This is a genomic window from Jhaorihella thermophila (genome assembly GCF_900108275.1).
Taxonomy (GTDB): Bacteria; Pseudomonadota; Alphaproteobacteria; order Rhodobacterales; family Rhodobacteraceae; genus Jhaorihella; species Jhaorihella thermophila.
Genome location: NZ_FNVD01000005.1, coordinates 35,388 through 53,220, shown reverse-complemented (window position 1 = coordinate 53,220; position 17,833 = coordinate 35,388). Strand labels below are relative to the sequence as shown.

General features: G+C 65.9%; 21 protein-coding genes. 4 read left to right on the top strand and 17 right to left on the bottom strand.

Annotated features, from left to right (window positions below; translation table 11 throughout):
• Positions 1-61: 61 nt before the first annotated feature.
• From uvrC to C4S70_RS07565, 9 genes are all read right to left on the bottom strand, one after another.
• The gene (uvrC, locus tag C4S70_RS07595) at positions 62-1,939 is read right to left on the bottom strand and encodes an excinuclease ABC subunit UvrC (RefSeq protein ID WP_104007514.1); all 1,878 of its coding nucleotides are present in this window, start codon (positions 1,937-1,939) and stop codon (positions 62-64) included.
• Entirely contained in the window at positions 1,936-2,229 is a 294-nt protein-coding gene (locus tag C4S70_RS18480; RefSeq protein ID WP_146064188.1) for a hypothetical protein, read from the bottom strand. The genes uvrC and C4S70_RS18480 overlap by 4 nt, the downstream gene beginning before the upstream one ends.
• Entirely contained in the window at positions 2,230-3,012 is a 783-nt protein-coding gene (locus tag C4S70_RS07590) for an SDR family oxidoreductase (RefSeq protein WP_104007513.1), read from the bottom strand. It abuts the gene before it with no gap.
• 27 nt (positions 3,013-3,039) lie between these two features.
• Positions 3,040-3,987 carry a calcium/sodium antiporter gene (locus tag C4S70_RS07585; protein ID WP_104007512.1) on the bottom strand — a complete coding sequence of 316 codons (948 nt, stop codon included), beginning with the start codon at positions 3,985-3,987 and terminating at the stop codon, positions 3,040-3,042.
• Positions 3,984-4,157 (bottom strand): hypothetical protein, encoded by a 174-nt coding sequence (locus tag C4S70_RS18810; protein ID WP_200822740.1) that lies wholly within the window; start codon positions 4,155-4,157, stop codon positions 3,984-3,986. Before C4S70_RS18810 ends, C4S70_RS07585 begins: the two co-directional genes overlap by 4 nt.
• A gap of 1 nt (position 4,158) precedes the next feature.
• Positions 4,159-4,956, bottom strand: coding sequence for a S49 family peptidase (locus C4S70_RS07580; RefSeq protein WP_104007511.1), 798 nt, complete (start codon positions 4,954-4,956; stop codon positions 4,159-4,161).
• 135 nt (positions 4,957-5,091) lie between these two features.
• Positions 5,092-6,462 carry a glutamate--cysteine ligase gene (locus tag C4S70_RS07575; protein ID WP_104007510.1) on the bottom strand — a complete coding sequence of 457 codons (1,371 nt, stop codon included), beginning with the start codon at positions 6,460-6,462 and terminating at the stop codon, positions 5,092-5,094.
• A 57-nt stretch (positions 6,463-6,519) separates the two neighbouring features.
• Positions 6,520-7,047, bottom strand: coding sequence for a hypothetical protein (locus C4S70_RS07570; RefSeq protein WP_104007509.1), 528 nt, complete (start codon positions 7,045-7,047; stop codon positions 6,520-6,522).
• Positions 7,044-7,766: a 16S rRNA (uracil(1498)-N(3))-methyltransferase gene (locus C4S70_RS07565; protein WP_104007508.1), complete on the bottom strand. Its 723-nt coding sequence runs from the start codon at positions 7,764-7,766 to the stop codon at positions 7,044-7,046. The genes C4S70_RS07570 and C4S70_RS07565 overlap by 4 nt, the downstream gene beginning before the upstream one ends.
• A gap of 12 nt (positions 7,767-7,778) precedes the next feature.
• Here C4S70_RS07565 and ubiA point away from each other — a divergent pair, with 12 nt between their 5' ends.
• The 3 genes from ubiA (at position 7,779) to C4S70_RS07550 (ending at position 11,113) form a co-directional block, all read left to right on the top strand.
• Positions 7,779-8,741, top strand: coding sequence for a 4-hydroxybenzoate octaprenyltransferase (gene ubiA / locus C4S70_RS07560; protein ID WP_104007507.1), 963 nt, complete (start codon positions 7,779-7,781; stop codon positions 8,739-8,741).
• 65 nt (positions 8,742-8,806) lie between these two features.
• On the top strand, positions 8,807-10,780 hold the full coding sequence (locus C4S70_RS07555) for an OmpA family protein (RefSeq protein WP_104007506.1): 1,974 nt from the start codon (positions 8,807-8,809) through the stop codon (positions 10,778-10,780).
• A complete protein-coding gene (locus C4S70_RS07550) occupies positions 10,781-11,113 on the top strand; it encodes a hypothetical protein (protein WP_104007505.1) in 333 nt (110 codons plus the stop codon).
• A 6-nt stretch (positions 11,114-11,119) separates the two neighbouring features.
• Here C4S70_RS07550 and truB read toward each other — a convergent pair whose 3' ends face one another.
• From truB to rbfA, 3 genes are all read right to left on the bottom strand, one after another.
• On the bottom strand, positions 11,120-12,025 hold the full coding sequence (truB, locus tag C4S70_RS07545; RefSeq protein WP_104007504.1) for a tRNA pseudouridine(55) synthase TruB: 906 nt from the start codon (positions 12,023-12,025) through the stop codon (positions 11,120-11,122).
• A 69-nt stretch (positions 12,026-12,094) separates the two neighbouring features.
• Positions 12,095-12,832, bottom strand: coding sequence for a phosphodiester glycosidase family protein (locus C4S70_RS07540; RefSeq protein WP_104007503.1), 738 nt, complete (start codon positions 12,830-12,832; stop codon positions 12,095-12,097).
• Positions 12,829-13,224, bottom strand: coding sequence for a 30S ribosome-binding factor RbfA (rbfA, locus tag C4S70_RS07535; RefSeq protein WP_104007692.1), 396 nt, complete (start codon positions 13,222-13,224; stop codon positions 12,829-12,831). The genes C4S70_RS07540 and rbfA overlap by 4 nt, the downstream gene beginning before the upstream one ends.
• An 88-nt stretch (positions 13,225-13,312) precedes the next feature.
• On the opposite strand from rbfA, the gene dapB reads away from it, so the two are divergent.
• On the top strand, positions 13,313-14,122 hold the full coding sequence (gene dapB, locus C4S70_RS07530; protein WP_104007691.1) for a 4-hydroxy-tetrahydrodipicolinate reductase: 810 nt from the start codon (positions 13,313-13,315) through the stop codon (positions 14,120-14,122).
• A gap of 70 nt (positions 14,123-14,192) precedes the next feature.
• Here dapB and C4S70_RS07525 read toward each other — a convergent pair whose 3' ends face one another.
• The 5 genes from C4S70_RS07525 to C4S70_RS07505 all read right to left on the bottom strand — a co-directional run bounded on the left by C4S70_RS07525 (position 14,193) and on the right by C4S70_RS07505 (position 17,788).
• Complete coding sequence (locus C4S70_RS07525) at positions 14,193-14,390, bottom strand: Trm112 family protein (protein ID WP_104007502.1); 198 nt, start codon at positions 14,388-14,390, stop codon at positions 14,193-14,195.
• Positions 14,387-15,031 carry an LON peptidase substrate-binding domain-containing protein gene (locus C4S70_RS07520; protein ID WP_104007501.1) on the bottom strand — a complete coding sequence of 215 codons (645 nt, stop codon included), beginning with the start codon at positions 15,029-15,031 and terminating at the stop codon, positions 14,387-14,389. The genes C4S70_RS07525 and C4S70_RS07520 overlap by 4 nt, the downstream gene beginning before the upstream one ends.
• Before the next feature lie 27 nt (positions 15,032-15,058).
• Entirely contained in the window at positions 15,059-15,979 is a 921-nt protein-coding gene (gene trxA, locus C4S70_RS07515; protein WP_104007500.1) for a thioredoxin, read from the bottom strand.
• 81 nt (positions 15,980-16,060) lie between these two features.
• A complete protein-coding gene (locus C4S70_RS07510; RefSeq protein ID WP_104007499.1) occupies positions 16,061-16,849 on the bottom strand; it encodes an exodeoxyribonuclease III in 789 nt (262 codons plus the stop codon).
• A 252-nt stretch (positions 16,850-17,101) separates the two neighbouring features.
• Positions 17,102-17,788: a response regulator transcription factor gene (locus C4S70_RS07505; protein WP_104007498.1), complete on the bottom strand. Its 687-nt coding sequence runs from the start codon at positions 17,786-17,788 to the stop codon at positions 17,102-17,104.
• Positions 17,789-17,833 lie beyond the last annotated feature (45 nt).

Sequence of the window (17,833 nt, the reverse complement as noted above, 5' to 3'; positions counted from 1 at the left end):
CGCGACGGGCGGCACGCCCGGCGCCGGCAGACGGCGTCGCGCCGCAGGCGCGTCCGCTGGATCATCCGCGGTCGTGAAAGAAGTCATGGATCGTCCGCGCCAGCGCATCCGAGATCCCCTCCACTGCGCGCAGATCCTCCACAGCGGCCCGGCTCACCGCCTTGGCCGAGCCGAAATGCGCCAGAAGCGCCCGCTTGCGCCTGGCTCCCACGCCCGGGATCTCGTCCAGCGGATTGGCCCCCATCGCCTTGCTGCGTCGCGCTCGGTGACTGCCGATGGCAAACCGGTGCGCCTCGTCTCGCAGCCGCTGCACGAAATACAGCACCGGATCGTTGTGGCGCAGGGCAAAGGGCGGCTCGCCGGGGCGGTGGAACTCCTCCTTGCCGGCATCGCGGTCGATGCCCTTGGCCACGCCCACCACCGGGATGTCCGCAACCCCGTGCTGCGCCATGATCTCGGCCACCGCGCCGACCTGCCCCGCGCCGCCGTCGATCAGCAGAAGATCCGGCCAAAGTCCCTTGTCGCGGTCCGGATCCTCCTTCATCAGCCGCGACAGCCGGCGGTTCAGAACCTCTTTCATCATCCCGAAATCGTCGCCAGGAGTCAGATCCTCGCCGCGAATGTTGAACTTGCGATAGCTGTTCTTCATGAACCCCTCGGGGCCCGCCACGATCATCGCGCCCACCGCATGGCTGCCCTGGATATGCGAGTTGTCATAGACCTCGATCCGCTGCGGCGGCGCCTCCAGCCCGAAGGCCTCGGCCAGCCCCTGCAGCAGTTTCGCCTGCGCCGCGCTTTCCGACATCCGCCGGGCCAGCGATTCGCGCGCATTTCGCAACGCCCCGGCAACCAGTTCGGCCTTTTCCCCGCGCTGCGGCACGATGATCTCGACCTTGTGGCCGGCCTTCTGCGACAGCGCATCGGCCATCAGATCCGCGTTCTCGATCGCATCCGACAGGATCACTTGCCGGGGCGGTTCCTTGCCCGCGTAGAACTGGCCCAGGAATGCCTCCATCACCTCGGCCGCCGACATGTCGGCATCCACCCGCGGATAGAAGTCCCGGTTGCCCCAGTTCTGATGCGCCCGGATGAAGAACACCTGCACGCAGGCCTGTCCCGCCTCCATGTGCAGGGCCACCACGTCCGCCTCGGCCACGCTGCGCGGGTTGATCCCCTGCACCCCCTGCACCTGGGTCAGCGCGCGGATCCGGTCGCGCAGGGCGGCTGCGCGTTCGAATTCCAGCGCCTCGGACGCCGCCTGCATCTGCGCGGCCAGCTCCTCCTGCACCTTTGTCGAGCGCCCCGAAAGGAACCGTTCCGCATCGCGCACGCTCTCGGCATAATCCGCTTCGGAAATCAGCCCGACGCAGGGCGCCGAGCACCGCTTGATCTGGTAGAGCAGGCAGGGCCGGGTGCGGCTTTCGAACACCGAATCCGAACAGTTGCGCAGCAGGAACGCCTTTTGAAGCTGGTTCAGCGTGCGGTTGACCGCGCCGGCGCTGGCGAAGGGGCCGAAATAGGCGCCCTTGCGCTTGCGCGCGCCGCGATGCTTCAGGATCTGCGGAAAGGGGTGGTCCTTGGTGACGAGAATGTTGGGGAAGCTTTTGTCGTCGCGCAGCAGGACGTTGTATTTCGGCTTGAGCTGCTTGATCAGGTTCTGTTCCAGCAGCAACGCCTCGGTCTCGGTCCGCGTGGTCAGAAACATCATCGACGCGGTGGCCGCGATCATGCGCTGGATGCGCGGCGAATGGCCCGTGGGACGGACATAGCTGGCCACCCGCGCGCGCAGATTCCGCGCCTTGCCGACATAGAGAACCCGCGCCTGAGCATCCAGCATCCGATAGACGCCGGGCGAACCATCCAGCGTCTTCAGATAGCGCTGGATGCAGGCGTGGCCCGTGACGGGCAGCTCGTTCGTCTGGTCCGGCTTGTCGGTCATGCGGGCGACATATGATTCTCTGCCTTCGGCTGCAATCTCGGGCGGATAATTTCAACCCCGAACAAATCCACGCAACCTGTGGACAAGTCTGCAGATATCTTTTCGACAACAGAAATTTTTATTTGAATCGCAGGGATTTCTTCGATTTGCACAAAAATTGTGCAGCAAATCAAGTTATTGATTTTACAAAATAATTTTTTCGACAGGCTACCAACATCATGAAAAACAAGGTTTTTTGTAACAGTTCCGTGACCTCGCCCGGGCCGGTGCAAAACTTGACGCTGCGCCACCTATTTTTCGACGCCCACGACGTCCGGCGTCGCCCAGGCCAGGTGCTGCCCTCCATCGACGCACAGAAGCTGCCCCGTCACCGCTGGCGCATCCAGAAAATAGCCCAGCGCGGCGGTTACATCGGACGGATGCGCCCCCCGCCCCGTGATGGTTCCGGAGCGCTGGGCGGCGAAATGCGCCTCGCTCTGGCGATGGCCGCGCAGGGTGGGGCCGGGGCCGATCGCATTGACCCGGATCGCGGGCGCAAGCGCCTGTGCGGCGGTGCGGGTCAGCGCCCACAGCCCCATCTTGGCGATGGTATAGCTCATGAACTCGGGCGTCAGCTTGCGCACCCGCTGGTCGATCATGTTGACCACCAGCCCCGAGGCCAGAGGCTCGCTGAATTCGTCCGACTCCGGCGCCAGCCCCTGAGCCGCCATCGCCTGGGTCAGCACGAAGGGCGCGCGCAGGTTGCTTTCCATATGCCTGTCCCAGGACTCCCGCGTTGCGGTTTGAATGTTGTCGTATTCGAAAACGGAGGCGTTGTTGACAAGACAGGTGATCGGCCCGCCCAGCGCCTCGGCCGCCGCCGGCAGCAGGGCCTGCGTCTGCTTCTCGTCCAGAAGGTCGGCCTGCAACGCCACGGCATGCTGGCCGATGTTGCGGATCGAGCGGACGGTTTCTTCGGCCCCCTTGGCGGAGGTCGCATAGTGCACGGCCACATCGAACCCGCGTCCCGCAAGGTATTCGGCCATCGCCCGGCCCAGGCGGGCGCCTGCTCCGGTCACAAGGCAGCGCTTCATGTCCCCTCCTGTCGAATGGCGACCGCGTCAGTGGAACACTGCAACAACATAGACGGCATAAAATCCGACGAAAACCACGCCCCAGCGCCGCGTGATGTCGCGGCAGCCAAACACGAAAGGCAACAAGGCCAGAGACGCACCCAGCATTACCCACAGGTCGTAGATCAGGAATTCACGTTCTACCGGGATCGGGCCAAAGAACGTGGCCACGCCGATGATGGCCAGCAGGTTGAACATGTTCGACCCGATCACGTTGCCCATCGCCACCTCGGTCTGGCGCCGCAGGGCCGCCATGACTGTCGTCGCCAGTTCCGGCAACGAGGTGCCGACCGCGACCAGTGTCAGGCCGATCACCGCCTCGCTCACGCCGAACTGACGGGCGATGATCGTGGCGTTGTCCACCAGCAGATGCGCGCCCAGCGGCAGACCGATCAGGCCCAGCAGCAAATAGACCCCGATCTGCCAATACGGCATGTCCGGATCGACCTCTTCGAGCTCTTCCAGCAGCGCCTCCTCGTTCGCCTTCCGGTGGGCGCTCGCGTCCCGATACATGGTCCACATCACCACCGTCAGGGCAGCCAGAAGGACCAAGCCGCTGTCCGGCGTGAACACGCCCCAGAACGCCAGCGCGATGAACAGGACGGATGCGACCAGCATCTGGACATAGGTCTTGCGGCTGTCGCACAGGCTGGTGTGCAGCCGCGACAGCACCGCCGGCACCCCCAGCACCAGCAGGATATTGGCGATGTTGGACCCGACCACGTTGCCCAGCGCGATACCGGGCGCGTCGCGTTGAACCGCCTTGATGCTGACCAGAAGCTCGGGCGCCGAGGTGCCGAAGGCCACCACCGTCAGGCTGACGATCAGCGCCGGCACACCCAGCCGCAGGCTGAGGTTGACCGCGCCGCGCACCAGAGAATCTCCCGACAGCAGCAGGATCACCAGCCCCAGACCGACAAGAATCCACGGCATCATGACTTGCGCCCTCCGTGGCCGCATTGGCACGGACCCTTGCCGATGCGGAACCGCCCGCATTTCGGACAGCGCGCCGCATCCAGCCGCTTCTGCCCCGGAAAGCGCAGCTTGCCGAACATGGCCAGCACGGCCATTCCCACCAGAAACAGGGCTACGATCTTGATGATCACGTCACAACCCGAAACGCGCGAAGGCCGCGCGCTCCTCTATCCCGGCCAGCACGTCCTGCGCCGCGCCGGACGCAAAGCGCGACCAGAACGGGCGGCGCAGGACATAGCGGCGAAACTGGACCTTGTCGCCGAATTTTTCCTGCATCTTCGGTTTCAGATGGGCCACCCCGTCGATCAGGCCCAGCTCGGCCGCGCGGCCGGCCAGCCAGATGTCGCCGGTGAACAGGTCGGTATCGGTGGCCAGCCTGTCGCCCCGCCGGCCCTTCACTTGCGCGATGAAATTCCGGTGCAGCTCTTCCAGGATCACCTGAAGCTTCTGCACGTCTTCCTTCTTCTCGGGTTGGAACGGATCCAGCATCGACTTGGACCTGCCCGCCGTGTGCACGCGCCGCTCGATCCCCTGCCGCGCCAGAAAGACATGCGCGCCGAAGCCCGACGAAATCACCCCGATCGAGCCGACGATCGAACTGGCATCGGCCCAGATCTCGTCCGCCGCGGTGGCCAGCCAGTATCCGCCCGAGGCCGCCACGTCCTCGACGAAGGCATGGACCGGCACGCCGGTTTCCTCGGACAGATGCCGGATCCGCGCCGCGATCAGCGAGGACTGCACAGGCGAGCCGCCGGGGGAGTTCAGTTCAAGCGCCACCGCCGCCGGCTTGCCCCTGCGAAAGGCGCGCTCCAGCACCGGCGCCAGCGCCGTGTCGGTCAGCGACGCGCGACCGGCCATGCCGATCGCGCCGGACAGGCGCACGATATTCACCAGAGGCGGGTTCTTGATGAACGGCAGGCGGATTTTCATGGGTCCGATGTAGATGCCCCCCCGGCGACAAACAAGGCGCGCGCCCGCAAAGCTTTCGCCACGGAACGCCGAAACGGGCGGCGGTGGGCAAAATTGCAACAGGGTGCGGCCCGGCCCGATGGCGCTGTCAGCGGATCAATAGCTGTATTCCTCGTAGATCCGGCTCAGATCGCCGTTCCATTCGCCGTGATACTTCTCCAACAGCTCGTCCGCCGGGGTCTTGCCGGTCTCCACGCTGTCCTCGAGCGCATGCAGGAAATGGCGTTCGTCCGCCACCATGCCGCCCAGACCGGGGCGCGCCCGCGCCTTGAGCCCCGCGCGCGAGATGTCCAGCGCCCTGGTCGCCAGTTCGGTCATGGTCATGCCGCCCACCTGCGCCTGCAACCCGTGGATCGAGGCCTGCACCCGCCAAGCCTCGCGCGTTTCGGCGTCCCAGTCCTTGACCAGATCCCACGCCGCGTCCAGAGAGGACTGGTCATACAGGATCCCGGTCCAGAAAGCCGGCAGCGCACAGATCCGCCGCCAGGGGCCGCCATCGGCGCCGCGCATCTCGATGAACTGCTTGATCCGCGCCTCGGGAAAGACCGTGGTCAGGTGGTCGGCCCAGTCCGACAGGGTCGGCGTCTCGCCCGGCAGCGCCGGCAGCTTGCCCTGCATGAAGTCGCGGAAGGACTGGCCCAGCGCGTCGATGTATTTCCCGTCGCGATAGACGAAATACATCGGCACATCGAGGGCGTAATCCACCCACCGTTCGAACCCGAACCCGTCCTCGAACACGAAAGGCAGCATCCCCGTCCGCGCCGGATCCAGATCGCGCCAGATCCGCGACCGCCAGCTCTTGTGGCCGTTGGGCTTGCCCTTCCAGAAGGGCGAATTGGCAAAAAGCGCCGTCGCCACCGGTTGCAGCGCCAGCCCGACGCGCAGTTTCTGCACCATGTCGGATTCGGACCCGAAGTCGAGGTTCACCTGAATGGTGCAGGTGCGATACATCATCGCCTTGCCCAGGGCACCGACTTTGTCCATGTAGGAGGTCATCAGCTTGTAGCGCCCCTTGGGCATGACCGGCATGTCCTCGTGCTTCCACTCCGGCGCGGCGCCCAGCCCGATGAAGCCCACGCCGATCATCTCGGAGATGTCCTTGACGTCGCGCAGGTGGTCGTTCACCTCGTCGCAGGTCTGGTGGATGGTTTCCAGCGGCGCGCCAGACAACTCCAGCTGCCCGCCGGGTTCGAGGCTGATATTCGCCCCGTCCTTTTCCAGCCCGATCAGATATTCGCCTTCGTAGATCGGGTGCCAGCCATGCAGGTCGCGCAGCCCTTCCAGCACCGCAAGGATCGACCTCTCGCCGGCATAGGGCAGCGGCTTGTGGGTGTCCTTGCAATAGCCGAATTTCTCGTGCTCGGTGCCGATGCGCCACTGAACCTTGGGCTTGCAGCCTTCGGCCAGGTATTCGGCCAGCTGTTCGTAGCGTTCGATCGGCCCGCCGCCGGACTGGGGAATGGACATGCCCGCGCTCCTGTCACCTCGTTCGTCGGGCAGTCCTGAGCCTTTATGCAGGCGCTGTCAATGCAGCCACTGCACCTGCGGGCGGCTGGGACGGCGCTCCCAGATCACGACCGGGTGAGGCCCCCGGCGGTTCAGTTCCGCCAGCATCCGTTCGGTCCTGAGCCCCGGCAGGGCGGCGAACACGTCGAACAGCGCCTCGGCGCCGGCCGCATTCACGGGGACTCGCAGCGGCGGGCGCCCGGCCTGTTGCAACACCCAGTGCGACGGTTTCGCGCCCGGATCCAGCGTGACGCGCTCGATCTCCGAAACCGCGACCACGCCGCCCGTGAACGGCCCGAAATAGGTGATCTGGCCTTCGTCCACCGTGACGTATCCCGGCCCGCCCCCGTCCATGCGGAACCGCGCGCGCTGGACGCCGATGACGGCCAGGGCGCCGGCAAGCGCGGTCGTCACCCAGCCCACCGCCGCCAGCAGCCCGTAGCCGCTGACCACCCACCACAGGCCCAGCGCCGCCAATCCCGCCGCCGCCAGAACCTCGCGCCAGCGCCACAGCGCCGCTTTCGCCTCTGGCCGGATAAAGCTCATCGCCAGTCCCCCAACGTCATCTGCCACACCGTCATCGCCGCCACTGCCGCCGTGTCGGCCCTCAAAATGCGCGGGCCGAGGCTGACCACATGGGCAAGGGGCAGCGCCTTGAGCCGCGCGCGTTCGCGGTCGGAAAAGCCGCCCTCGGGACCGATCAGGATCGCCCATTTATCGCCGCCCGCCGCGCCCAGCGCCCGGCCCGCGCCGACCTCGGCCTCGTCGCAGAACATCAGCTGCCGGTCGCCGGGCCAGTCGTCCAGCAGCCGATCCAGCCGCTGCAGCTCGGCCACCTCGGGCACATAGGTGCCACCGCATTGCTCCGCCGCCTCGATCGCATGGGCCTGCAGCCGGTCGCGGCGGATGCGGTCGGAATTGGTGAACTCGGTCTGCACCGGCAGGATCCGCGCCGCTCCCATCTCGGCCGCCTTTTCGACAATGAAATCGGTGCGGGCCTTCTTGATCGGCGCGAACAGCAGCCACAGGTCGGGCGGCATCTGCAGGGGCCGGGTCTGCCGCCGTACCGCCAACGTGCCGGCGCGCTTGCCGGCCTCGGCCACCTCGGCCAGCCATTCGCCTTCGCGCCCATTGAACACCAGCACACCGTCACCCGGCCCCAGCCGCATCACGCCAAACAGGTAATGCGCCTGATCCCGGTCCAACGGAACCGATTGCCCCTCGGCCAGAGGGTGGTCTAGATAGAGCCGAACCTTGGCAGTCATGAAAGCCTACATATGCAAGGCAAGGCCCCAGCACCAGATGGTCAGGTCGCGGACGCGGTGTCCGGCAACTGGGTGGATACCCGCGCCCCGGCCTTTGCCCGCCCCTATCTGCGGCTCAGCCGCGCCGATCGTCCGATCGGAACGTGGCTCTTGCTGATCCCCTGCTGGTGGGGGCTGGTGCTGTCGATGCTGTGGACACAGTCGGCCAGCTGGTCCGACGCATGGATCGCGGCGGCCTGCGCGGCGGGGGCATGGCTGATGCGGGGGGCGGGCTGCACCTGGAACGACATCACCGACCGCGAGTTCGACGCGCGGGTGGAACGCACCCGGTCGCGGCCGATCCCGTCGGGGCAGGTCAGCGTGAAACAGGCGGTGGCCTGGATGATCCTGCAGGCGCTGCTGGCCTTTGCGATCCTTCTGACCTTCAACCGCATGGCGATTTCGCTGGGCGTTCTGTCGCTGCTGCCGGTGGCGATCTATCCCTTTGCCAAGCGGTTCACCTGGTGGCCGCAGGTGTTTCTGGGGCTGGCGTTCAACTGGGGCGCGCTGCTGGCCTGGACGGCACATGCCGGCGCGCTGCACTGGCCGGCGGTGATCCTCTATGCCTCGGGCATCGCGTGGACGCTGTTCTATGACACGATCTATGCCCATCAGGACACCGAGGACGACGCGCTGATCGGTGTGAAATCCACCGCGCGGCTGTTCGGCACAGACACCGCGAAATGGCTGAAATATTTCCTGGTGGCGACGGTATCGCTGATGGCCTGGGCGATCATCGAGACGGTCAAGCCGTCGGGTTCGTTCCTGGCGCTGGTGGTGGCACTGGCCGGCCCTTGGGCGATGGGCTGGCACATGGCCTGGCAGCTGCGGGGGCTGGACATCAACGACAACGCCAAGCTGCTGCAGCTGTTCCGCGCGAACCGCGATACCGGCCTGATTCCGCTCATCTTCCTGGTGGCGGCGCTGCTGGCGTGATTGATCCCTCGCCCCACGCCCTGTAAGAGATGAGCCCAACTCACGCACAAAGACACCGCCGCCACATGCGCATTTCCTATATCCTTGCCGTCCTGTCGGCCTTTGTCCTGGCGGCGATCCTGTCGCTGATCGCGGCGCGATTTTCGGTTATGGCGGTCGAGGACGCGACCGAAATCGGCCTGCGCCATGCGTTTGACGAGTCCGGCCTGGAATGGGCCGAGGTCGAGGCCGACGGCCTGCGCGTCATCCTGGCCGGCACAGCCCCCACCGAGGCCGAACGCCTGCGCGCGCTGAGCGTTGCCGGCGGGGTGGTCGATGCCACCCGGATCGTAAACGAAATGGACGTGGTGCCCACCGCCGATCTCCTCCCGCCGCGGTTTTCGGTCGAAATCCTGCGCAACGATGCGGGCATCTCCATCATCGGTCTGATCCCGGCCCGCACCGACCGCGCGGCGCTGGTCGAACACCTGCACGACGTGGCCGGCCCGGACGGCGTGACCGACCTGCTGCAGACCGCAGACTATGACCCGCCCGAGGGGTGGGAGGATGCGCTGGCCTATGCGGTGGTCGCCCTTTCGAAACTGCCGCGCTCCAAGATCTCGGCCAGCGCCGCCGGAGTGACGGTCAACGCGATGACCGACAGCGCCGAAGAGCGCGACGCGCTGGTGCGAGAACTGAACCGCGCCGCGCCGCCGGGGCTGCGGCTGGCGCTGAACATTTCCGCCCCGCGCCCGATCATCACGCCGTTCACGCTGCGATTCGTGATCGACGAGGACGGCGCGCGGTTCGATGCCTGCGCTGCCGACGCCGAAGCAAGCCGCGAACGCATCATCGCCGCGGCGGAAAAGGCCGGGTTGAAGGACCGCGCCAATTGCACGGTGGCGATGGGCATGCCCGCGCCAAGCTGGGTGCCGGCGGCGGAAAAGGCCATCGCTGCGCTGGCGGAACTGGGCGGGGGAACGGTCACGCTCGTAGACACCGACATTTCGCTTGTGGCGAAACAGGGCACCGATCCGCAGCTTTTCGACAAGGTGGTCGGAGAACTTGAATCCCACCTGCCCGAAATCTTCGCCCTGAAGGCCACGCTGCCCGCGCCGGAACAGTCCGGCGACGCGCCCGCGCCCGAATTCACCGCGACGCTCAGCCCCGAAGGGCTGGTGCAGATCCGCGGACGCCTGAACGACGACCGGCTGCGAAAGCTGGTGGACGGCCTCGCCCGGGCGCGGTTCGGATCGGGGCATGTCCACATGGCCGCGCGAGTCACCCAGGATCTGCCCGCCGACTGGCCGGTGCGCGTTCTGGCCGGGGTCGAGGCGCTGTCGCTGTTGCGCAACGGCTACCTGTCGGTGCAGCCCGACAGGCTGACGCTGCACGGCGTGACCGAACATGAAGAGGCAACTGACGCGGTGGCGCGGCTCCTGGCCGACAAGCTGGGCGAAAACGCGGTGTTCGACCTCAGGATCACCTTCCAGCCCCCGCCCGAGCCCGAAGACACCACGCCCGATCCTGAAGCCTGCATCGCGGAACTGCAAGAGGCGCAGAACGATCAGAAGATCACCTTCGAGCCGGGTTCGGCCACGATGACCGCCGAATCGGTTCCGACAATGAACAAGATCGCCGACATTCTGGACAAGTGCGGCGAAATCCGGCTCGAGATTCAGGGCCATACCGACAGCCAGGGCCGCGAGGAAATGAACCAGCAGCTCAGCCAGGCCCGCGCGCAGTCGGTGCTGAACGAACTGCGGGCGCGGCGGGTGCTGACCTCGACCTACGTCGCCAAGGGCTATGGCGAATCCCGCCCGATCGCCGACAACAAGACCGAAGAAGGGCGCGAGGCGAACCGGCGGATCGAATTCCACCTGCTGCGGCCCGAATTGCCCGAAGCCCCCGCCGACGGCGACGCGCCGGGGGCGGATGAGGGCGCCGATGCGACCGAAGCCACGCACGCCGACACGGGCGCCGACACGGGCGCGGACACGGGCGCGGACACGGGCGCTGCGCAAAAGGCCCCCGCATCCGACACACAGGAGACCGAGTAAATGAACCGCACCGAGTTCATCCTGAGCACCGCCGCCATCCTGTTCGTCGCCTTTGCGGTGGGATGGTTTGCCAACTGGCTGGTGCATCGCTTTACCCGCGTGCAGCAGACCGACGTGGCCGATCTGGACCGGATGGCCCAGGAATTGCACGAGGCCGAAGAGGCGCGCGATCAGGCGATCACCTACCTGCAGCAGCGCGAATCGGAACTGACCAACCAGTTGACCCAGACCGAGGCGGAACTGCGCGCCGCGATGGAGGGGCTGCGCGACGCCCGGCAAGAGGCCGAGGAACTGCGCGCCCAACTGGCCCAGGCGCGCAGCGGCAACGCCTGATCGTCGCTAGGGCTTGAAAACGCGGGTGGGGTGCAGCTCGCCCCCCTTGTAGGTGCCGACCGCGACCGCGCGGCCCTGGAACGAGGCCCAAGCCTCTTCGCCATACTCCACGTCCGAAGCCAGCACCATGCCGGGATTGCCGTGCCGCAGCCGCGCCGCGCCCTCGGCGGTGCATTTCAGTTCCGGCAACTCGCCCAGGCCGTCCTCGAGCGGACGCAGATATGCGTCCAGCTCCGGCGTGCGGGCCAGCTCTTCCACCGTCTCGAGGCCGATCGCGTCCTCGACATCGAACGGCCCCGCCCAGATCCGTCGCAGCTCGGTCACATGGCCGTAGCACCCCAGAACCTCGCCCAGATCGCGCGCGATGGACCGGACATAACCGCCCTTGCCACAGGTCATCTCCAGCACCACATGGTCCGGGTCGGGGCGGTCCACCATCACCAGCTCCTCGACCCAAAGCGGCCGCGCGGCGATCTCGACATCCTCGCCGTCGCGGGCCAGCTTGTAGGCGCGCTGGCCGTCGATCTTGACCGCCGAAAACTTGGGCGGCACCTGCATGATGTCGCCGACGAACCGGCCAAGCGCCGCCTTGATCTCGTCATCGGCGGGGCGCTTGTCGCTTTCGGCGATCACTTCGCCTTCGGAATCGTCGGTGTTGGTGGCCTGCCCCAGCCGCACGGTGAAGACATAGGCCTTCATCGCATCGGTCACATAGGGCACGGTCTTGGTCGCCTCGCCCAGCGCCACGGCCAGCAGGCCGGTCGCCTCGGGGTCCAGCGTGCCGGCATGGCCGGCCTTCTTCGCCTCCAGCGCCCAGCGCACCTTGTTCACCACGGCGGTCGAGGTCATGCCCGCCGGCTTGTCGATGATCAGCCAGCCGGAAATGTCGCGTCCCTTGCGTTTGCGTGCCATGTCCTGTCCCAGTTCTGCGTGAGCCGCGCCGCCTACCCCAGCCCGGAGCGCCTGTCAATTCCCGCGCCGCTATTCGCGCGGTTCGACCACGCCCACGATCGGCCCCATCGCAAAGCCGACGTCATTGCGACCGATCCCCGGCGCGTAGAGCCGCGAGATCTTGCCGTCGAAATAGAGCGCGTTCGGAAGGCCCAGCCCGTCGCGGAACAGTCGTCCAAATTCGTGAAAGGTCACGGTGCCCTCGGAAATCGCGAACACCACGCGCCGCCCGTCCGCGCTGGTCCCGACGCCGTTCCGGATATGCCGCGAGGTCGAATCGGGCAGAAACCGCGGGTGCAGCTCGCCGTCGATCACCAGCATCGGCCCGGACTGCGTGGCATGGGTGCAGGCGGGCCTTTCGACAAGATAGCGTCGCGTCTCGATCACGTCGGCGCGGCCGGCGCGAATGCAGAACACGCCGTTTGGCAGCAGGCCGAAATTGCCGGGCCCGGCATTGGGAATGACCCGCATCTGCTCCTGCCCGTCCTCGACGTAATGTCCCACCGGCGAGCGGTCGTCATGATACATGCCCGCGTTCATGGCAAAGGCCAGCCGCAATCCCTGCCGACCCAGCGCCGCCTCGACCGCGCCGAAATGGCCGTAGATGCGCCCCTGGCCGTCCTTCAGGAACAGGCGCAGATCCTCCTGCGCCGCGTCAACCTCGCAAATCGTGTAGCGATTGCCGTCATGGTCGATGTCGCGGCACTCGACCGCCCCCGCCGGACCCGCCAGCGCCAAGGCCAGCAGTCCGGCCCACGCGCGGTTCATTTTTCCAGATCGCGGCGCACGTCGTCCTGTTCGAGCATCCGCCGCGCCTCCTCCAGCCGGTCAAAGGTTTCGTCCAGCTGGAACCGCAGTTCGGGCGAGAACTTCAACCCCAGCTTCTTGCCGATAATCCGCCGCAGTTCGCCCTTGTTGCGGGCCAGCAGTTTCAGCACGCCCTCCTGCCCCTGCCCGCCCAGCGGCAGAACAAAAGCCGTCGCCACGCGCAGGTCGGGAGATGTGCGAACCTCGCCCACGGTGATCGACAGCCGGTTCAGGTCGGGATCATGCACGTCGCCGCGCGCCAGAACCTCCGCCAGAGTGCGGCGGATCAGCTCGCCCACGCGCAACTGCCGCTGCGACGGACCGGGACCGTCATGGAACTTGTTCTTGGCCATGAGGTTCATCTACGCCTTCACCGGGGCTTTGCCAAGCGTGCCGCGATTGTTTAGTGAGCTTGGGCGGAACGTGCAAAGGAACCAGATCATGACACACAAGCCGGGTATCGTCGTCACCGGGGCCTCCGGACGCATGGGGCAGATGCTGATTCGAACCGTCATCGACAGCGGTCAGGCGCATCTCGTGGCCGCGCTCGAACGTCCAGGCCACGGCTGGATCGGCCGCGACCTGGGCGAGGCGATGGGCGGCGCACCCCTGGGCGTCACCGTCACCGACGACCCGCTCGAGGCCTTCGCCCGCGCCCAGGCGATCATCGACTTCACCGTTCCCGCGGCTTCGGTCGAGTTCGCCCAACTCGCCGCCCAGGCCCGCGCGGTGCATGTGATCGGCACGACCGGGTTCACCCAGGATCAGCTCGACCAGCTCAAGCCCGCCGCGCGCCATGCCACCATCATCCGTGCCGGCAACATGAGCCTCGGCGTGAACCTGCTGGTCCAACTGACCCGCCGGGTCGCCGCCGCGCTGGACGAGGATTTCGACATCGAGATCGTCGAAGCCCACCACAACCAGAAGGTCGATGCCCCCTCGGGCACTGCCCTGATGTTGGGCCAGGCCGCGGCCGAGGGGCGCGGGGTCAACCTCTCGGACGTGTCCGACCGGGGCCGCGACGGCATCACCGGACCGCGCCAGCGCGGACATATCGGCTTCAGCGCGATCCGGGGCGGCGACATCGTGGGCGAACATGACGTGATGTTTGCCGCCGCCGGCGAACGCATCATCCTGCGTCACGTCGCCACCGATCGCGCGATCTTCGCCCGCGGCGCGCTCAAGGCCGCGCTCTGGGGACAGGGCAAGCCCCCCGGCGAATACGACATGGCCGATGTTCTCGGGCTCTGAGCCCTTCATCTTGCCGCAAATACTCCGGGGGTGAGGCCCGCCAGGGCCGAGGGGGCAGCGCCCCCTCCCTTCACCCTTCCAGCTTCCGCGCCTCATCCGGCAGCATGATCGGAATCCCGTCCCGGATCGGATAGGCCAGCCCCGCCGCCTTCGACACCAGTTCCTGCCGCTCGGCATCATATTCCAGCGTCGCCTGCGTCAGCGGACAAACAAGCGCCTCCAGCATTCTCCGGTCAAAGGACGGCGCGGCAGGGTGCGTGTCGTTCATTGCAACGATTCCTCTTCGGGGCCGCCACCGCGAATCGAAAATTCCAGCAGCGTGACCAGGGTCTCGCGCCGCGTGGACAGGCACGGCGCTTCCAGCAGGGCCTGTTTCTCTTCCGGTTCGAAATCCAGCAGCATCGACAGCGAATTGATCAGCAATTCGTCCTCGGCATCGCGCAACGTGTCCCAGTCGGTATCCAAGAGCTTTGCCGAAAAGAACCGCTCCAGCAGATCCAGGAACCGGTTCCGGTCAAAGGACGGATCCGTTTCGCTTTCGCCCAGATCCCGCTCGAACCCGGCCCAGGCAACCCGATGGCGGCGATAGGGGGTGAAGCCTTCGATTTCCTCGCCCAGCCGGAACCGGCTCACGCCCGTCAGGGTGACCAGGAACCGGCCATCCTCGGTTTCGGAAAACTGGGTGACGCGGCCCGCGCAGCCGATCCGGTGCAGCTTTTCGCCCGACACCGCCGCGCTGCGCGGCTGCACCATGCCGATCAACCGTTCGCGTGTCTTCAGCACGTCCTCGAGCATCTGCAGATATCGCGGCTCGAAAAAGTGCAATGGCAATCGCGCCCGGGGGAGCAACAACGCCCCCGGCAGAGGAAACACCGGAAGCATGTCCGGCAGATCGGAGTGGTGCAACATGCCGATGATACTAGACCTGAATGGCGTTCAGGCAAATATCATCGAACTCAGCTTGCGCCGGCCGTTCAGAACGATGGGATCGTTCGGCTTGAGCGCCTCGAAGATCGTGAACAGCTGCTTCTTGGCCGCCTCGTCGTTCCACGTCCGGTCCCGCCGGAACAGCTCCAGCAGCTGATCCACGGCCTCCTGCGTCCGGCCATTGGCATAGAGCGCCTGTGCCAGGTCGAACCGGGCCTGGTGGTCGTCCGGGTTGGCCTCGACCCTGGCCTGAAGCTCGGCCACGGGGCCGGCATCGGCGGCCTGTTTGGCCAGTTCCAGTTGGGCGTGCGCCGCTTCCAGTTCCGCTGCATGGCTGATCTCGGCCGGAGCGCCGTTCAGGATCGCTTCGGCCTGGTCCAGATCGCCCATCGCGATATGGGCGCGCACCAGACCGCCATAGGCGGCGGGGTTGTTCGGCTCTTCGCCCAGGATCGCGGCAAAGGTCTGCGCGGCATCCACTGCGGCACCCTGTTCCAGCATCTCTTCGGCCGCGGCGATCGCCTCGGCCATCGCCTCGCCCGGTGCCGCGCCGCCGGCGGCCTTGATCACGCGGTCAATGAAGGCCTTGACCTCGGACGGCGGCAGCGCCCCCTGAAAGCCGTCGATCGGCTGGCCCTTGTGAAAGGCATAGACCGTGGGGATCGACTGAATGCGCAGCTGTGCCGCGATCATCTGGTTTTCGTCCACGTTGACCTTGACCATCCGGACGGCGCCCTTGGCGGCCTTGACGGCCTCTTCCAGCGCAGGGCCCAGCGTCTTGCACGGTCCGCACCAGGGTGCCCAGAAATCGACGATCACCGGCACCTCGTTCGAGGCGTCGATCACGTCGGCCATGAAGGTCGCTTCGCTGCTGTCCTTGATCAGATCACCGGCCGGCGCAGCACCGGCATTTCCCAGAATGTCCATCATCTCTTCGTCTCCAGCGAGGGGTTTGCCCCCTATATGACGCCTGCCTGCCCCGAAACCAAGGGGCGGCGGCCAACCCGACCGTCACAGATCGAAGGTCGCAAAGACCGGCGCGTGATCGGACGGTTTTTCCCAGCCCCGCGCCGCGCGCAGGATCCGGCTGCCGTGACCGGCATTGGCGATGTCGGGACTGGCCCAGACGTGATCCAGCCGCCGGCCCTTGTCGGCGGCATCCCAATCGCGCGCGCGATAGCTCCACCAGCTGTAAAGCTTGCCCTCGGGGATGTCGCGGCGGGTGATGTCCACCCAGCGCCCGGCCTCCTGCGTCTGCCCCAGGTGCTCGACCTCGATCGGCGTGTGGCTGACGACCTTCAAAAGCTGCTTGTGGCTCCAGACGTCGTCCTCCAGCGGCGCGATGTTCAGATCGCCCACCAGAATCGCCCGTTCTGGACGCTCGTCGCGGAACCAGTCGCGCATCTCGCTGAGGTAATCGAGCTTTTGCCCGAATTTCTCGTTCACCTCTCGGTCGGGCACGTCGCCGCCGGCAGGAACATAGAAATTGTGAATCGCCACCCCGTTTTCCAGCCGCGCGGCCACATGGCGGGCATGGCCCAGCCCGGCGAAATCCATGTCTCCCAGATCCTCGATCGGCAACCGGGACAGGATCGCCACGCCATTGTAGCCCTTTTGCCCGCGCGCCACCATGTATGGGTATCCCAGTGCCGCGAAGCCTTCTGTCGGGATCTTCTCGACCGGCGACTTGGTTTCCTGAAGACACAGGATATCGGGCGCCTCTTCCTGCAGCAGTTTCCTCACGATCGGCTCGCGCAGCCGCACCGAGTTGATGTTCCAGGTGGCGATGGTGAATGGCATGGATGCTCCGGTCCTTGTCTCCTGATCGCCGGCACCCTATCCCGGCAAACCGGCCTGTGCCACCGGCCGGCAAGGCATGATGACCAAAAAAAAGGCCGGGCACCAAGCCCGGCCAGGTCCAACAGGGAGGTTGCATGTCACGACCCGGACATGCGCGGGATGAGTTTACCGTAAAGGTGTTTTCGAATTGTTACTTTGATCTCGGTCAAGAAATTTCAACCCAGGACTTCGGTCCAACGCGATAACGCTACGTCACGCCACCAGACGATAGCCGCCCGATTCGGTCACAAGAAGGCGCGCATTTGACGGATCCGGTTCGATTTTCTGGCGCAACCTGTAGATATGAGTCTCCAGCGTGTGTGTCGTCACCCCGGCGTTGTAGCCCCAGACCTCGTGCAGCAGCACATCGCGCGGCACCACGCCTTCGGAGGACCGATACAGGAATTTCAGGATGTTGGTTTCCTTCTCGGTCAGGCGGATCTTGCGGTCGTCCTCGGTGATCAGCATCTTCATCGCCGGCTTGAACGTGTAGGGGCCAAGCTGGAACACCGCGTCCTCGGACTGTTCGTGCTGGCGCAGCTGGGCGCGGATGCGGGCCAGAAGGACGGGAAACTTGAACGGCTTGGTGACATAATCGTTGGCGCCCGCATCCAGACCCAGGATCGTGTCAGCGTCGGTGTCGTGCCCGGTCAGCATGATGATCGGCGACTTGACCCCCTGCTTGCGCATCACGCGGCACAGTTCGCGCCCGTCGGTATCGGGCAGGCCGACGTCAAGGATCACGAGGTCATAGATCGCCTCCTTTACCCGGTCCATCGCGGCGTGACCGCTGTCGGCCTCGAACACGTCGAATTCCTCGGTCATGATCAGTTGCTCGCTCAGCGCGTCGCGCAGATCGTCGTCATCGTCCACAAGCAGAATCTTCTTCGACTGCGGCATGGCTTCACCTCCTGTCACTATGAACCAGATTGGAAGTGCGGGGCG

Excerpts from the sequence above, each read along its gene's own strand:
- uvrC (WP_104007514.1), bottom strand. The coding sequence starts at position 1,939 with ATGACCGACAAGCCGGACCAGACGAACGAGCTGCCCGTCACGGGCCAC.
- C4S70_RS07590 (WP_104007513.1), bottom strand. The coding sequence starts at position 3,012 with ATGAAGCGCTGCCTTGTGACCGGAGCAGGCGCCCGCCTGGGCCGGGCG.
- C4S70_RS07585 (WP_104007512.1), bottom strand. The coding sequence starts at position 3,987 with ATGATGCCGTGGATTCTTGTCGGTCTGGGGCTGGTGATCCTGCTGCTG.
- C4S70_RS07580 (WP_104007511.1), bottom strand. The coding sequence starts at position 4,956 with ATGAAAATCCGCCTGCCGTTCATCAAGAACCCGCCTCTGGTGAATATC.
- C4S70_RS07575 (WP_104007510.1), bottom strand. The coding sequence starts at position 6,462 with ATGTCCATTCCCCAGTCCGGCGGCGGGCCGATCGAACGCTACGAACAG.
- C4S70_RS07570 (WP_104007509.1), bottom strand. The coding sequence starts at position 7,047 with ATGAGCTTTATCCGGCCAGAGGCGAAAGCGGCGCTGTGGCGCTGGCGC.
- C4S70_RS07565 (WP_104007508.1), bottom strand. The coding sequence starts at position 7,766 with ATGACTGCCAAGGTTCGGCTCTATCTAGACCACCCTCTGGCCGAGGGG.
- ubiA (WP_104007507.1), top strand. The coding sequence starts at position 7,779 with ATGCAAGGCAAGGCCCCAGCACCAGATGGTCAGGTCGCGGACGCGGTG.
- C4S70_RS07555 (WP_104007506.1), top strand. The coding sequence starts at position 8,807 with ATGCGCATTTCCTATATCCTTGCCGTCCTGTCGGCCTTTGTCCTGGCG.
- C4S70_RS07550 (WP_104007505.1), top strand. The coding sequence starts at position 10,781 with ATGAACCGCACCGAGTTCATCCTGAGCACCGCCGCCATCCTGTTCGTC.
- truB (WP_104007504.1), bottom strand. The coding sequence starts at position 12,025 with ATGGCACGCAAACGCAAGGGACGCGACATTTCCGGCTGGCTGATCATC.
- C4S70_RS07540 (WP_104007503.1), bottom strand. The coding sequence starts at position 12,832 with ATGAACCGCGCGTGGGCCGGACTGCTGGCCTTGGCGCTGGCGGGTCCG.
- rbfA (WP_104007692.1), bottom strand. The coding sequence starts at position 13,224 with ATGGCCAAGAACAAGTTCCATGACGGTCCCGGTCCGTCGCAGCGGCAG.
- dapB (WP_104007691.1), top strand. The coding sequence starts at position 13,313 with ATGACACACAAGCCGGGTATCGTCGTCACCGGGGCCTCCGGACGCATG.
- C4S70_RS07525 (WP_104007502.1), bottom strand. The coding sequence starts at position 14,390 with ATGAACGACACGCACCCTGCCGCGCCGTCCTTTGACCGGAGAATGCTG.
- C4S70_RS07520 (WP_104007501.1), bottom strand. The coding sequence starts at position 15,031 with ATGTTGCACCACTCCGATCTGCCGGACATGCTTCCGGTGTTTCCTCTG.
- trxA (WP_104007500.1), bottom strand. The coding sequence starts at position 15,979 with ATGATGGACATTCTGGGAAATGCCGGTGCTGCGCCGGCCGGTGATCTG.
- C4S70_RS07510 (WP_104007499.1), bottom strand. The coding sequence starts at position 16,849 with ATGCCATTCACCATCGCCACCTGGAACATCAACTCGGTGCGGCTGCGC.
- C4S70_RS07505 (WP_104007498.1), bottom strand. The coding sequence starts at position 17,788 with ATGCCGCAGTCGAAGAAGATTCTGCTTGTGGACGATGACGACGATCTG.